Genomic DNA, 13,381 nt, shown 5'->3' on the forward strand with positions numbered 1-13,381 from the left:
TAATTATCACTATCAATATCAACGAGTGATTAAAGGGGAATTGAAATGACTGCATCCGCTTCTCAAACAGCCGAAACCATTCGGGAATGTAGAAAAATCAGACAGTTTAAAACAGCCTCGGTCTCCGAGGAACTTATTGGTGAGCTTCTTAATATAGCCGCTTCGGGACCTAGCCCGGGACGCAAAGAACCTTGGCGCTTTCTCTTGTTTGTGGGAGAGGGGAAGAAAATTGTAACCGACGCTATTATTCGTAATGGGGTTAAGAAACGTGATCCCGATAAACTAATGAACGTTCCCGCCTATCTTATGGTTATAATCAACCAAGGTAATACACCGTTAGATTCAGATCAGGACTATGCTACAGCCTGTACACTTATACAAAATTTTCGACTGGCAGCTTGGGAACGCGGCCTTGGCGTTACCTGGGTGATGAAGCCGTATTCTTATCGACAACAATTTCTCGAATCATGTGGCATTTTGCCTGAAGAAAAGCTTGTTGGACTGCTTCAGATTGGTTACCCAGAGGTCGTGCCAGTTGCCCCTCAGATTACATCTGTACTGCAAAAATGGACCGTGATCCGCTCGGCGGTTACTGCGGAGGAAAATGACGACAATGGCGCACGCAGCGAGCAAGCTTGATAAACCGCCTATCCGAACCCGTCCATGGATGGCAACAATTATTATTGTAGTTGGTCTGGTCTCTATTTTGTTCGGCATCTCCTCTTCCATCTTAACCGGCGTTGCCAACATATCTTACGAGACCATCTGGCAGGCTCTCACTCATTACGATATAAACAACGATCAACATACAATCATTCGCGAGCTGCGCCTTCCGCGCGCTTTAGCTGGTGCTTTTGTTGGTGCAGCATTTGCTGTTGCCGGAGCGATTATACAAGGTATGACTCGCAATCCGATTGCTGACACAGGGCTGCTTGGTATTAATTCAGGAGCTGGATTCGCGCTTGTTCTCGTCTTTGCCTTCCTTCCAGCTTTACCGTTCGAATACATTATTTTATTTTCATTTATTGGGGCAGGTCTCGGCGCCCTTCTCGTATACGGCATTGCTTACATGTCAAAAGGCGGCATGACACCGCTAAAGCTGGTACTATCCGGGGTCGTAGTCGGTTCTCTCATTACTGGCCTTAGTCAAGCCATCTCACTTCTGTTTCAAATTAATTATGACCTGGCCTTTTGGTCAGCTGGCGGAATATCGACAGCCGACTGGTTTCAAGTATCCGTCATGATGCCGTGGATTATTGGCGGACTCATTGTGGCAATGCTCTTATCCCGATCTATTACCGTACTCAGTCTGGGCGAAGATATTGCAGCTGGACTGGGACAACGGACCAAGCTGGTGAAAGGATTAGGAACCGTTGTCATTATGGTGCTTGCAGGAGCATCCGTCGCCACTGTAGGCGGCGTTGCATTTATCGGCCTAATGGTACCTCATTTAGTCCGGTTTCTAGTCGGTGTTGACTATCGCTGGATCATTCCTTGCTCCGCTGTGGTTGGAGCCGTTCTCGTCATCTTTGCTGATATTGCTGCTAAGATGATAGCGGCTCCTTATGAAACGCCACTAGGTGCGGTTATTGCCGTCATCGGTGTTCCATTCTTTCTGTACTTGGCACGCAAGGAAAGGAGGGAGCTGTAATGAGCAACGTACTGTTCAGTCCACTCCGTAGAAATCGTAGTATCAAGCTGATTATTCTCTTTTTCGTTTTGCTTATTATCGGCTTTATCATTAGCTTGAATGTTGGCCGCTATAGCATTCCTCCGCTCGAAGTACTTCAAACGTTACTGGGGAATGGCTCCAAAAAACAAAATATCGTTCTATTTGATCTTCGTCTTCCCCGCATGATTATTGCTGTTTTGATGGGTATGGGACTAGCCTTCTCGGGAGCAGTGCTGCAAGGTATCTCGCGTAATGGTCTGTCTGATCCCGGCATACTCGGAATAAGCTCTGGTGCGGGACTCGCTGTACTGCTATTTATCTCCTTTTATCCTAGCAACAGCTTGGCTCCCCCCTTCATGATGCCATTTCTTGCTCTTGTTGGAGCAGGTGCGACCGCTGTTCTTATTTATATTCTTTCTTATAAAAAAGGGCATGGTATTTCACCAACGCGTTTGCTGCTTACGGGTATCGCGGTTGGAGCAGGTTTAAGCGCGGTTAGCATCATTTTGACGCTTCAGCTTAGCCCGCGGAACTTTGAGTTTGTTGTAACGTGGCAAATGGGTTCATTATGGGGATCTAACTGGAAGTTTGTTATTGCCCTGCTTCCTTGGATTGTTATCTTGCTGCCTTTTGTATATTGGAAGTCCAAAATATTAAACATGCTCAGCATGAATGAACAAATAGCGGAAAGCTTGGGTGTGCCGATTCATAGAGAACGCGTTTTGCTGCTCGCAGCTGCAGTCGGCCTAGCCGCGGCAAGTGTGGCTATTGGCGGCGGCATTGGTTTCGTTGGGCTTCTCGGTCCCCATATTGCGCGCCGATTAGTTGGTCCACAGCATCAATATATGCTGCCCATTACGGCAGCTGTCGGAGGACTGCTTGTACTGACAGGCGATACCATTGGGCGTAGTTTTATGGAATATACCGAAATTCCTGCGGGTGTTATCATCTCACTACTCGGAGGGCCGTACTTCATCTATTTGCTTATGCGTATCAAAGCTTAAGCCTACATTTAATAAGGGAGAGATTATAAATGATAAAACACCAACAAAAGGCGATTGTTGTGTTGCTATTAACCGCTTCGATTGCTCTTACAGCTTGTGGCGGTAATGGAGAAAATAGCTCTAATTCGAATAAAAACAATGCCTCAGAACAAAACCAGGCGGTGAACACTGAAAAATCTGTTTTTCCGCGTACTATTGAGCACGTGAAGGGTCAATTAACATTAAATCAAGCACCTACCAGAATTGCCAGCGTAGATATTATGGCAACAGACTATTTGCTTGTCCTTGGTATTGCACCGATTGTCTCTGAAGGCTTCGGTACAAAAGACAAATCCCCCATCTTCAGCAAATATGCTGAAGGTAAAGAGGTTACCGATCTTGGAGGCAAGACAAATCTTGAAACACTACTAGAATTAGAACCCGACCTTATTGTTATGAGCAACACGAGTACAAACAAAATGGATCGTTTTGATGAGTTCAATAAGATGGCGGACAGCGTGGTTATCGACTTCTCTGTCGATGCTCCTACAAGACTTAGAAAATTTGCAGAGCTCGTAGGGAAAGAAGAGAAAGCTGAAGAGGTCATCACTTCATTTAATAAGCTAAAGGAAGAAGCCACAGCAGCCGCGGCTAACCATAAGGACGAAAAGGTACTGTTTCTCGTATCCAACGGTAAAGATTTCACTGTAGTTCACCCAACCAATTTCCCGATCTTCTATGAAGAAGTGGGCCTAACGCCTGTAGCAGGTCTGCCGGAGGAAGGGAAAATCGGCGGTCGAATCGGAATTGAAGCGTTGAGCGAATTTTCACCCGACCATATCTTTATTGCAGAGAACCGTAGAGAAATGAAAGCGGACGATCCGCAAGCACTCATTCACATATGGACAGATAATCCCGTCTGGAAAAACTTAAAAGCAGTCAAAAATAATCAAGTATACTCTGTCGATACACTTGTCGGCGACACCTTTTTCCTAGGGCAAATTGCAGGACTGGAAGCTATTAAAGAGCATCTTAGCAAGTAAACTAGCAACGGCTCGGCGGGGTTGGGCAAAGAGGAAGGTGCCGTCCCCAGCACGGAATGGAGGAATAGCATGATTCGAACAGAGGCACTAACAATCGGCTATGAGGATCGTATCATTGTGGAAGACCTTCACTTACATATCCCTGAGCGAAAAATCACAGCACTTGTCGGAGCCAATGGTTCTGGTAAATCAACCATATTAAAAACAATGGCACGCCTTCATAAACCGAATATAGGCGTTGTATATCTAGATGGTAAATCCATTCACGAGCAAAAAACGAAGGAAGTAGCAAAACAGCTTGCGGTGCTCCCACAAAACCCGACAGCTCCTGATGGCCTAACCGTAACCGAGCTTGTCTCTTATGGACGATTTCCGCATCAGTCGGGTTTCGGGTCATTGACGGTAGAGGATAAGGAGAAAATTTCATGGGCAATTGAAGTCACCAATATGCTGGAATTTTCTAACCGGCCGGTAGATATGCTTTCTGGCGGCCAGCGGCAGCGGGCTTGGATTGCTATGGCGCTGGCTCAGCAAACGCCGGTGCTGTTTCTGGACGAACCAACGACCTTTCTCGATATGGCTCACCAGCTAGAGGTTCTTCATTTGCTGCAAAAGCTAAATGAAGAGGAACAGAGGACCATTGTCATGGTCGTTCATGACCTCAATCACGCAAGTCGCTTTGCACACCATATCGTAGCTATCAAAGCTGGAAATGTCGTTAAAAGCGGCGGTCCTTTGGAAGTAATGACTCCTGAGGTGCTACAGGCTGTATTCGGCATTAAAAGTGATGTTATATTGGATCCACGCAGCGGACAGCCGCTTTGCTTGCCTTACGCGCCGGCTCATTAGTATGACGAAGAAGGAGGTTTTTGACATGAAGACAACTATTTGGCCTGTGGCCAAAGCTATTCAAGAAAGAAGAACAATAAAGCAGTTCAGGCCTGATCCGATTCCGCAAGAACTATTGCTTGAATTGTTAAATACGGCAAGCTGGGCACCTAACCATGGAATGCGCGAGCCTTGGAGGTTTATCTTGTTTGTAGAAGAAGGTAAACAACACCTAATTGATGCAATTACCGCAAGCGCGAGAAAACCGAAGGACCCTGTAAGGCTTATGCAGGTCCCTGCTTATCTAGCTGTCATCATTCAAGAGGATGAACGCCAGCGTGAGTTAGAGGAGGATATGCTCGCAGCCGGCACCTTCGTCCAAAATTTCCAGCTAGCAGCATGGGAGCAAGAGATCGGTGTGAAATGGCTAACAGAGCCGTATACCTTTAGACCTGAGTTCAGGACGGACATCGGGGTTAAACCAGGTGAAAAGCTGATTGGTTTACTTCAAATCGGTTATCCAGATAACATTCCCGATGCTAGACCTAGAACACCAATACAGGAAAAACTCACCGTCATTCGAACGCATTCACAAGCTTAAACAGCATTGCGATTTATCCTATTGTAAGGTGAGTGAGGCGTTGACGCAGCTCCTCACCTTACACCATGAGGAGCTGCGTCCGACAACACATGTACTTATTAAACCTCTGATTCTGCGACTTTTTTTACATTTTCCAAAAACTTAACAACGACCTTTTCGCTCGCAAATATCATAAACAGCTTTATAAACCACTTCAGTGCTTTATTAGTTGCTGTGTATCTCAACTTTGTTTTCTGATCATTTACGCGATGCAATTCATACAAAGCTGTGATCTCAAAGTAATTTGCCAACGTGAAACCAATTTTCACTTTTTTATCGTTTAGATTATTCGAATATTCCAGCGTATGAACATCATACTCTTCGATTCGGTTGCCTTGTTTGTACTTTTGACGGTATACACTGCCGACAAAATCTTTCGTAATGTGAACTGGTGTATTCTCCACCACTTGAGGCATAATCTTCTGCATCTGTTCTAACGAGCCATCCAGATACGACCATACCTGTTCAATTGGCGCATTTATCTCTATTTCTCTTGACCATTGCTTCATTGTATCTACCTCTTCCCGCAAATCCCCTTATTGCAAATCTACGATTTATCGTATCATCTCTATTTGGAAATTTAAAGCCGAGATGTCTACTTTTCTATTCCTGGAGAGTTGTCCCAGCATTAAATCTCATCCAATACCGCCTAGCTTATACTTTAAATTTCTCTATTAACTGCTGCAGTTCCTCTGCCATTTGTCCCAAATAGGCCGCTGAGGTTGATATTTCCTCCATTGAGGCATTTTGTTCCTCTACCGAGGCTGCTACACATTGGGTATTATGAGAAGATTGCTGTGAAATGACAGCCACTTGTTCCATTACACTAACCATATGATTTGAATTTGCATGAACCTGTTGTACAAACGCCGATACCTCATGGGATTGTGATGAAATCTCCTCAATTGTACTTACAAGATCATGGAATACAACTCCCGATTGTTGAACCTGCTGCATTCCTTGTTCGACAACTATAGTTCCTTGGTTCATGAAGCGAACAGCCTTATGGGATTCTGCTTGGACTTGTCCGAGTAGTTCACTAATTTCCTCTGCAGATTTTCCAGATTGGTCGGCTAACTTCCTCACCTCCGCGGCAACAACAGCAAATCCCGTTCCATGCTCCCCTGCTCGTGCAGCTTCAATAGCGGAATTTAGTGCCAAAAGATGCGTTTGATTAGCGATTTGTGTAATAACAGCAACGATCTGATCAATTTCCTGTGATTTTTCACTTAATGATTGAATAACGACCGCTGTTTCTCCGACCGTCTGCTGGATTAGATGCATTTGCTCAATGGTTTCAGATACCGTCTGCGTTCCAAATCGCGCATTCTCCTTAGCGGTTTCAGAATAATCGGACATGTTCTGAATAATAAGCGACGCTTGATCCATTCCCCTCGAAGTTTCCGATACAACACCCTCAGCTTGTGTTAAGCTCGTCATTTGTTTTTCTGAACCTGACGCTACTTCTTGAATGGATAAGCTTATTTGTTCCGTCGCTTTGCTAGTCTGTTCTGTACTTGCAGACAGCTCTTCTGATGATGCTGCTACTTGCAAAGAAGTATCTTTAACCTGTGTTAAAATTGTACGGATATCCTTCGACATCTTATTCACCGATTTTATGAGCACGCCTGTCTCATCGTTGCTCTTTACTTGTAGTTCATTTTGAGTAAGATCGCCACTCGCGATGATTTCTAGCAGCTGAGCTGAAGCTTGAATCCGATTAATAATTGGTCGAGTTAGCAAGTGATACAGGGTGAGTGCGACCGCTAACATAATGAGTGCTTGCGTAGTGATTTGCATAGCAATATCCTGCTTAATTTGTTGTACACGCTCATCTGAATCGGGAGCACCCACATACCAAATGCCGATAATCGTTCCATCAGCATCCTTGATTGGCATATACGCTGACTGATAGGTATGCCCTACAACATTAGCTACCCCTAAGTAAATTTCGCCTTTCTCCAGAACCTTGGTAGAAACCGCATCTGATATCTTTGTACCTACCGCACGCTTCCCATCCGCTATCACGTTCGTTGTGACCCGTGTATCCCCTAGGAAAATAGTAGCCGTATTTCCGCCTGTCATCTTCCCGATGCTATCTACAATCTCATAGTTATCATTAATTAACATGTCGCCTTTGTACAGCTTTCCCGCTTCTGCATGCCATGGTCCCGGGTATTTCAGATCAATGATTGCCATGCCTGTCTGCAAATCCGATTGCGCCTTGACCAGAGCTTCTCCTTCAATAACCGACTCTAGCTTCACGGTTTCTTGATAGCCCATGATGGCATAAGAACATACTAGAATGAATGCAGAAAGTAGAAATAGCTTTGTGCGAATAGAAAACGATGAGGACCTTTTAAGTGAACGATTCAATGTAATCTCTCCTCAAAATAAGAAATTCAATGTGGATATCTTATCCAACGATCATACCATGTTGTATGCGCTGCAAATATGAATTATTTCCGAACTACATAGGCTAAAAAGCATAAAAATGACCCCTTTTGGAGGGGTCTTCGTTATGCTTAGGCTTGGTCTTGATCCTTCCGATATAGCTCGCGGCTCTTATAGCCCGCCTGAAGAATCATCTTCATTTCCTCACGCCGCTTAGCTTTTGTATCCTCTTGTTTAGCACTATAGACATAGCGTGCCCAGTCCTTGCGATATCCTGGCGTAAGTGATTGGTACATGGCAAGCAGCGCCGGAGTATCCTCCAAATCATTTTCTACACTTGGTATCAAAGAAATATAATCCTCCACACGCTGACTTGATTTGGTTGAAGTTTGATCCTTGCCTGCCGCGTCCTCTTTTAGCCCAACAACAGTAAAAACATCATCCAATCCAACCATACGTGCAAATTTAATATTGCTTGTCCCGATATATCCATTCTCATCACTATGTAGACCCGCTAATAAGTCATCACGATGAATAAAGGTGGAGTATACTTTGTTCCCCTTTTTCGGATACGCCGCAAAGAGATAACCATTTGTACGGAGATGATGCTGCTCAATCACATGATCTACCAGCTCCTTTAATGATTCCATATCGAGCACAAAAGCAAATATGAGATCATACGCACTTTCCTTCAGCGTAGTATCATAACCTGTCATCTCCGCAAAATAATCCGTTCCACCCGGTGCGTCTAGTACAGCGACTTTCTCGTACTTGTGCAAATTTAGCTTGTCCACTATCGATTTGGCCATTATGCTCCCACTCCTACGTATTCATTATTGTTAATTATAGCCTATAAAAATCAGCATAATAAAACAACAAAGAAGCCTCATCACACAAGTAATGATTTAACGTATGTTTATACCGTCACTGTTTGATTTTTTCTGTCCTGAGAAGCATGCAGTTTTACCATGGCAAATCGTGCAATGGGTTGTATGACTAAGGTTTCCGCAATGAGAACAATTAAGAAATTTCTTGGCCAATTCGTTAAGAAGCTGCTAAAGATTTCAGAGCTAAAGCCATTTCCAACAATATCACCAATAAGCGTCATAATGAATGACATTCCAAGTACAGTAAATAAAATTCGGAATAAAATTTTGGAATTAAAGCTATCTGTTGGTGCTGTAAATTTCTTAACTAATTTCTCTGCGATACGACCAACAAAAACCGGTTCAATAATCATGACAATAATCCACATAATAGGTAATGTCTTAAGAATCGTTAGCACAACCTCTTGGTTGAACTCCGGGGCAGCTGTAATAATATTAAAAGACGTCATGAATAGAACGGTAAGTGTACAAATAATTGCACCATACAGCGCTCCCTCCTTCCCGTTTCTTGGCAACCTTGTTTCTTGATTCATTTTTTTTCTTCCTCTCAAAATAATTTAATTAGTTCCTAGAAATTATACCGACCGGTCTATTTTTTATAGTAGCAAAATTTTTATTGACGATGTAAGTGTTTTTTACAAGCCCCATTTGTCATCAAAATAAAAACAAGGAACCTACCCCATATACGGAGGTAGATTCCTTTAGAAAGTTTTTCAAATCCATTTCTTAAACTTTTTTGTCCGTGCATTTCAATAGATAGGTGTCTCTCCCCGCTTCAACGGCTCACGCGTTTTCGACGAAATAGCAAATACATGAAAAAGGGTGCGCCAACCCCCGCCGTGAACACGCCTGCAGGTATGTCAAGCGGTTGGAAGAGCATTCTCCCCGCCAAATCCGCGAGCAGCAGGACAATTGCCCCTGTAGCGGCTGATGCCGGCAACAGTATGCGGTAGGAATGGCCGACCAGTCCCCTCGCCATGTGAGGAGCGATTAAGCCGATAAAGGACAGCGCTCCAGCAACGCCTACTGCAGCTCCTGCCAACGCAACACTGATAATCAAAGCAAGCAATCTGCTAAGCTGAAGCCTGCTGCCAAGGCCGAGAGCCGTCTCCTCTCCAAGCGATTGAACGTTGAGTTCCCTCGCGCAAAGGAGCGACAACGGGAGGAACAATGCCGCCCAAGGCCACAGCATCTTGATATACGACCAATTGGTGCCGTAGATGCTTCCGGTCGTCCAATTCAACACCTGAGCAGCCAAGTAAGCGGGACCGCTTATTAATAGAAGCGTCGTCAAAGCCCCTGCAGCCGTCGAGATGCCAATGCCGATCATAACTAGCCTGTAGGGCGATACTCCCTTGCGCCAAGCAAAAGCATAATTAAGAGCCGCAGTGACCATAGCTCCTGCCACTGCAATAAAAGGTATCCAATGAATGCCGACACCCGTTGCCAGCGTCATAAACGCTACAACGCTGACTGAAGCTCCGCCCGTAACACCCAGCACGTCGGGTGAGGCAAGCGGATTGCGTATTACCCCTTGCAGCAGCGCTCCCGCAACGGCCAGCGCGGCACCCACCAGAATAGCCGCGATGACCCGCGGCAGTCGGAACTGCATCACGATCATGCCGAATTTTTCGTCTCCGTTGCCTGACAGAGACATCAGAACTTGGGAGAGCGGCACACGAACGGAACCAAGCGACAAGGAAACAAGTGCTGCTGCCAATACGGCAACCGTCAACGCGGAAAGGACAATTCCTTGTCTTCGCTGCATATTACGCATGCTTCCTCCTTCTCGCCACCCTAATGAGGAAAGGTACGCCAATGATAGCCGTCGCGATGCCGACTGGAATTTCCTTGCCTGAAATAATGAATCTGGAAAGCGTATCGGCTGCGACCAGCAACAGCGCTCCGGTTACCGCGCAGTATGGAAGCAGCCACCGATGATCATTGCCCGCAATCGCTCGGCACAGGTGCGGAACGATTAGTCCGACAAACGCGATCGGTCCGGCTGCGGCAACAGCGCTGCCGGCCAGGAGAATGATGGCGACAACGGCAAGCGATTGCGCGTATTTCAGTCTCAGACCAAGCCCCTGAGCGCTTTCGTCGCCAAGCGCCATGACGTTTAGAGCCCCCGGCAGCAATGCACAGCAAAGCATACCGGCCGCGATATAGGGCAACACCAGTTCCAGATGCTCCATGCTTCTGTCCGAGACCGAGCCGATCATCCAGAACAACGCGTCATCCAGTGACTGCTTGTTAATCAAGATCATGCCCGAAGTCATTGACGAAGCGAACGCTGCGATTGATGCGCCGGCTAGCGCGAGCCGTGAAGGCTCCAGACTGCTGCCCCGTCTGCCAAGCAGATAGACCAGACAGGCTGCCGCGGCAGCTCCCGCAAACGCAAACCAGATTAAATTCGTTAACGTCAAGGATGCGCTCCATAACGTAAGCGCGGCAACGACAAATAGCGACGCCCCTGAATTAATCCCGAACAAGGACGGCGAAGCCAGGCCGTTCCTCGTCAGCACCTGCATAACGGCTCCCGCAACGGCCAAGCTTGCACCGACCAAGGCGGCAATAAACGTTCTCGGCACTCTTGTATTTGTAAGGATAAGATGTTCGTTGGACCCGTCGAACCTGTTATATGAAAGCCATAGATCATGAAGTCCAAATGTCTGCAAGCCGTAAAGAATGCTGGCCAGCATACTCGCAAGCAGCAAGGCAATGCCGACTATCAGTCCTGCCGTCAGCTGGATGCTCTTGGCGGTTCGTTCTGCCATTATCGTCTCTCCTCGTCGCCGCTGCCTACGCAAGCAAACAAGCCGACGCCGTCAATCTACGGACGTCAGCTTGTGCTTTACACGGGCGCGCAGCTTTTCTTTTTTGCCGCTGCGGTTTTCTTATTCCGCTTCGAAGTAAGCTACAATTTCATCTAGAAGCAAGTTCGCCGCTTTGTAACCGCCCGCCGTGTTCCAAATGGCCTCGTTTACTGGAATGACCTTGTCGTTTTTGGTAACATTGAGATTTTTGAACAGCGGATCGTTCATCCATTCCTCCACTACCTTCGCCGCGTCCGTCTTACCTACCTCCTCCGAGACGAAGTAGAAGAGCACATCCCCATCCATGCTCGGAATCGTTTCCTTCGACATCTTTTCGATGAAGGAATCCTTGTCCTGCGACTCCGGTCTTGCAAAGCCGAGCTGCTCCAGAAGAACGCCGGAGAAAGTTTGCTTCTGATAGATGCGAACTTGGGACGCCGAGAAGCGCGCAATCGACACCTTCGTATCCAGCTTATCTGTCAGCTTGGCCGAAGCCTCTTGGACTCGCTTGTCGAATTCGGCCATCAGCCATTCTCCCTCTTCTTTCTTTCCAAGTGCTTCCATATACAAAGTGAAATTGATTTTCCAGTCGCCTGCTAGATCCTCCGAATAGATCGTCGGGGCAATCTGCTTCAATTGCTCGTATATTTTCTCCTGCCGTACTTTATTTCCTATGATTAAGTCCGGCTTCAAACTTGCGATCAGCTCAATATTTGGCTGAAGCTCGTCACCGACAACTTCCACACCTTCCATCCCTTCGGCAATATGCTCGTACCACGGGTCTCCCACCCAAGATTGCACGGCGCCTACCGGCTTGACACCTACTGACAGTAACGCCTCCGTACCTTCATTCGTCAAAATAACAATGCGCTCTGGTGTTCCAACGATCGTTTCTTCTCCCATCGCATGCTTGACTACTCGGCTTTCGGCAGCATTCGTTTCGGCGGTCGGCGATGACGTCGCGGCTGTCGTGTTGCTTGAGCTGGCCGATCCTCCGTTTGCCTGGTTTTCATTGTTTGAATTGGCCGTTCCGCCGCCGCATGCTCCCAATAGCATGGTTAAGCAGATTACCAAAATAGCTAAAGAACGTCTGGACTTGCTGTACATAGTAAACTCTCCCTCTTTATTGTATTGATAATGATTATTAATACCATTACCAATATAACGTTGCAAACTTCTTCCGACAATGGACGATCTCGACAGTCGGGATGGATCATATGACAACGCTCTATCCATATCTGCGGTTGACCGGTATTGGACCGGAGACATGCCGATATGCTTTTTGAACAATCGGCTGAAATAATAGTGGTCGGTATAACCGACGCTCACCGCAATATCTTTGACGGGAATCTGCGTATGCAACAGCAGTTCCTTGGCCTTGTCCATTCGGAACTGAATCAGGTAATCGATCGGAGTCGTATTCCACTCCGACTTGAATCTCCTGAGCAGCATGCGTGAATTGCAGGCCAGCAGCTCTTCCAATGTCTCCAGCGTAATGGGCTCGCTGTAATGCTCCTCGAGATATCGAACCGCCTGTGAGACAAGATCCGGGGAAACCGGATGAATCCCCTGTTCTTCCAATTGTTTGAGATGCTCGTGGACGAATTGATAAAAGCTGGAACGAACAAGCAGCTTACCTCGCGCTTCCGGCAGGCGCCATTGCTTGTCCATCTCCATTAGCTTGCCTAACATAAATACAGGCTGACTAGCTATCATGCAGTAACGGTCTTGAAAGGGGTTGTTTGTCTCCATCAGGTGAAGCAGTTCCCGGTGCGCAGGCATAGGCAATGAGGCCTTGTAGAGGATCATATAATAGTGAAAATCGTCTTCGGGCGTTATCTTCACTCTTAGCCCTTTCCCTCCATGCAGCAGTAGATTCGGCTTGGCCTCGATATATTCCTCTTCCCAACGAATAACGGCTTCTCCATGCGACACATATAAGTAGGCGCTCGAAGGCAAGCGATAGTCGTTCAGCGTCTCCCCTTGTCTCATGAAAGCGCTGCGAATATCCATAATGCGTATATGAGATTGGTTCCACAATTTGACCCGGGGATCCAGTTCCATGGCTACATCTCCTTCGCTTCAGTAAATATCTTCCTCTAGTTTAAATGATAATAA

General features: G+C 46.5%; 13 protein-coding genes. 6 read left to right on the forward strand and 7 right to left on the reverse strand.

Features of this window, described 5'->3' with window-relative positions; all coding sequences use genetic code 11:
• The first annotated feature begins 45 nt into the window (after positions 1-45).
• The 6 genes from AC0YN6_RS22940 to AC0YN6_RS22965 all read left to right on the forward strand — a co-directional run bounded on the left by AC0YN6_RS22940 (position 46) and on the right by AC0YN6_RS22965 (position 5,127).
• Complete coding sequence (locus AC0YN6_RS22940; protein WP_475749710.1) at positions 46-639, forward strand: nitroreductase family protein; 594 nt, start codon at positions 46-48, stop codon at positions 637-639.
• Positions 605-1,651 carry a FecCD family ABC transporter permease gene (locus AC0YN6_RS22945; RefSeq protein WP_475749711.1) on the forward strand — a complete coding sequence of 349 codons (1,047 nt, stop codon included), beginning with the start codon at positions 605-607 and terminating at the stop codon, positions 1,649-1,651. The genes AC0YN6_RS22940 and AC0YN6_RS22945 overlap by 35 nt, the downstream gene beginning before the upstream one ends.
• Complete coding sequence (locus AC0YN6_RS22950; protein WP_475749712.1) at positions 1,651-2,676, forward strand: FecCD family ABC transporter permease; 1,026 nt, start codon at positions 1,651-1,653, stop codon at positions 2,674-2,676. The genes AC0YN6_RS22945 and AC0YN6_RS22950 overlap by 1 nt, the downstream gene beginning before the upstream one ends.
• Positions 2,677-2,705: 29 nt before the next feature.
• Positions 2,706-3,698 (forward strand): ABC transporter substrate-binding protein, encoded by a 993-nt coding sequence (locus tag AC0YN6_RS22955; protein ID WP_475749713.1) that lies wholly within the window; start codon positions 2,706-2,708, stop codon positions 3,696-3,698.
• Between the two features lie 69 nt (positions 3,699-3,767).
• Positions 3,768-4,547, forward strand: a complete 780-nt coding sequence (locus tag AC0YN6_RS22960) for an ABC transporter ATP-binding protein (protein WP_475749714.1) — start codon at positions 3,768-3,770, stop codon at positions 4,545-4,547.
• A gap of 25 nt (positions 4,548-4,572) precedes the next feature.
• Positions 4,573-5,127: a nitroreductase family protein gene (locus AC0YN6_RS22965; RefSeq protein ID WP_475749715.1), complete on the forward strand. Its 555-nt coding sequence runs from the start codon at positions 4,573-4,575 to the stop codon at positions 5,125-5,127.
• A gap of 98 nt (positions 5,128-5,225) precedes the next feature.
• On the opposite strand, the gene AC0YN6_RS22970 is transcribed toward AC0YN6_RS22965, so the two are convergent.
• From AC0YN6_RS22970 to AC0YN6_RS23000, 7 genes are all read right to left on the reverse strand, one after another.
• Positions 5,226-5,675: an SRPBCC family protein gene (locus AC0YN6_RS22970; protein WP_475749716.1), complete on the reverse strand. Its 450-nt coding sequence runs from the start codon at positions 5,673-5,675 to the stop codon at positions 5,226-5,228.
• Positions 5,676-5,820: 145 nt separating this feature from the next.
• Positions 5,821-7,542, reverse strand: a complete 1,722-nt coding sequence (locus AC0YN6_RS22975; RefSeq protein ID WP_475749717.1) for a methyl-accepting chemotaxis protein — start codon at positions 7,540-7,542, stop codon at positions 5,821-5,823.
• A gap of 149 nt (positions 7,543-7,691) precedes the next feature.
• A complete protein-coding gene (locus AC0YN6_RS22980) occupies positions 7,692-8,369 on the reverse strand; it encodes a YdeI/OmpD-associated family protein (protein ID WP_475749718.1) in 678 nt (225 codons plus the stop codon).
• Between the two features lie 107 nt (positions 8,370-8,476).
• Positions 8,477-8,980, reverse strand: coding sequence for a DUF2798 domain-containing protein (locus AC0YN6_RS22985; RefSeq protein ID WP_475749719.1), 504 nt, complete (start codon positions 8,978-8,980; stop codon positions 8,477-8,479).
• Between the two features lie 242 nt (positions 8,981-9,222).
• Positions 9,223-10,224 (reverse strand): FecCD family ABC transporter permease, encoded by a 1,002-nt coding sequence (locus AC0YN6_RS22990; RefSeq protein WP_475749720.1) that lies wholly within the window; start codon positions 10,222-10,224, stop codon positions 9,223-9,225.
• Complete coding sequence (locus AC0YN6_RS22995; RefSeq protein ID WP_475749721.1) at positions 10,217-11,224, reverse strand: FecCD family ABC transporter permease; 1,008 nt, start codon at positions 11,222-11,224, stop codon at positions 10,217-10,219. The genes AC0YN6_RS22990 and AC0YN6_RS22995 overlap by 8 nt, the downstream gene beginning before the upstream one ends.
• Positions 11,225-11,344: 120 nt before the next feature.
• Positions 11,345-13,327 carry an ABC transporter substrate-binding protein gene (locus AC0YN6_RS23000; protein ID WP_475749722.1) on the reverse strand — a complete coding sequence of 661 codons (1,983 nt, stop codon included), beginning with the start codon at positions 13,325-13,327 and terminating at the stop codon, positions 11,345-11,347.
• Between the last annotated feature and the right edge of the window lie 54 nt (positions 13,328-13,381).

Source organism: Paenibacillus sp. J22P15 (assembly GCF_056269345.1).

Bases quoted from the DNA above. Each gene is read 5' to 3' on its own strand.
- AC0YN6_RS22940 (WP_475749710.1), top strand. From the start codon at position 46: ATGACTGCATCCGCTTCTCAAACAGCCGAAACCATTCGGGAATGTAGA.
- AC0YN6_RS22945 (WP_475749711.1), top strand. From the start codon at position 605: ATGACGACAATGGCGCACGCAGCGAGCAAGCTTGATAAACCGCCTATC.
- AC0YN6_RS22950 (WP_475749712.1), top strand. From the start codon at position 1,651: ATGAGCAACGTACTGTTCAGTCCACTCCGTAGAAATCGTAGTATCAAG.
- AC0YN6_RS22955 (WP_475749713.1), top strand. From the start codon at position 2,706: ATGATAAAACACCAACAAAAGGCGATTGTTGTGTTGCTATTAACCGCT.
- AC0YN6_RS22960 (WP_475749714.1), top strand. From the start codon at position 3,768: ATGATTCGAACAGAGGCACTAACAATCGGCTATGAGGATCGTATCATT.
- AC0YN6_RS22965 (WP_475749715.1), top strand. From the start codon at position 4,573: ATGAAGACAACTATTTGGCCTGTGGCCAAAGCTATTCAAGAAAGAAGA.
- AC0YN6_RS22970 (WP_475749716.1), bottom strand. From the start codon at position 5,675: ATGAAGCAATGGTCAAGAGAAATAGAGATAAATGCGCCAATTGAACAG.
- AC0YN6_RS22980 (WP_475749718.1), bottom strand. From the start codon at position 8,369: ATGGCCAAATCGATAGTGGACAAGCTAAATTTGCACAAGTACGAGAAA.
- AC0YN6_RS22985 (WP_475749719.1), bottom strand. From the start codon at position 8,980: ATGAATCAAGAAACAAGGTTGCCAAGAAACGGGAAGGAGGGAGCGCTG.
- AC0YN6_RS22990 (WP_475749720.1), bottom strand. From the start codon at position 10,224: ATGCGTAATATGCAGCGAAGACAAGGAATTGTCCTTTCCGCGTTGACG.
- AC0YN6_RS22995 (WP_475749721.1), bottom strand. From the start codon at position 11,224: ATGGCAGAACGAACCGCCAAGAGCATCCAGCTGACGGCAGGACTGATA.
- AC0YN6_RS23000 (WP_475749722.1), bottom strand. From the start codon at position 13,327: ATGGAACTGGATCCCCGGGTCAAATTGTGGAACCAATCTCATATACGC.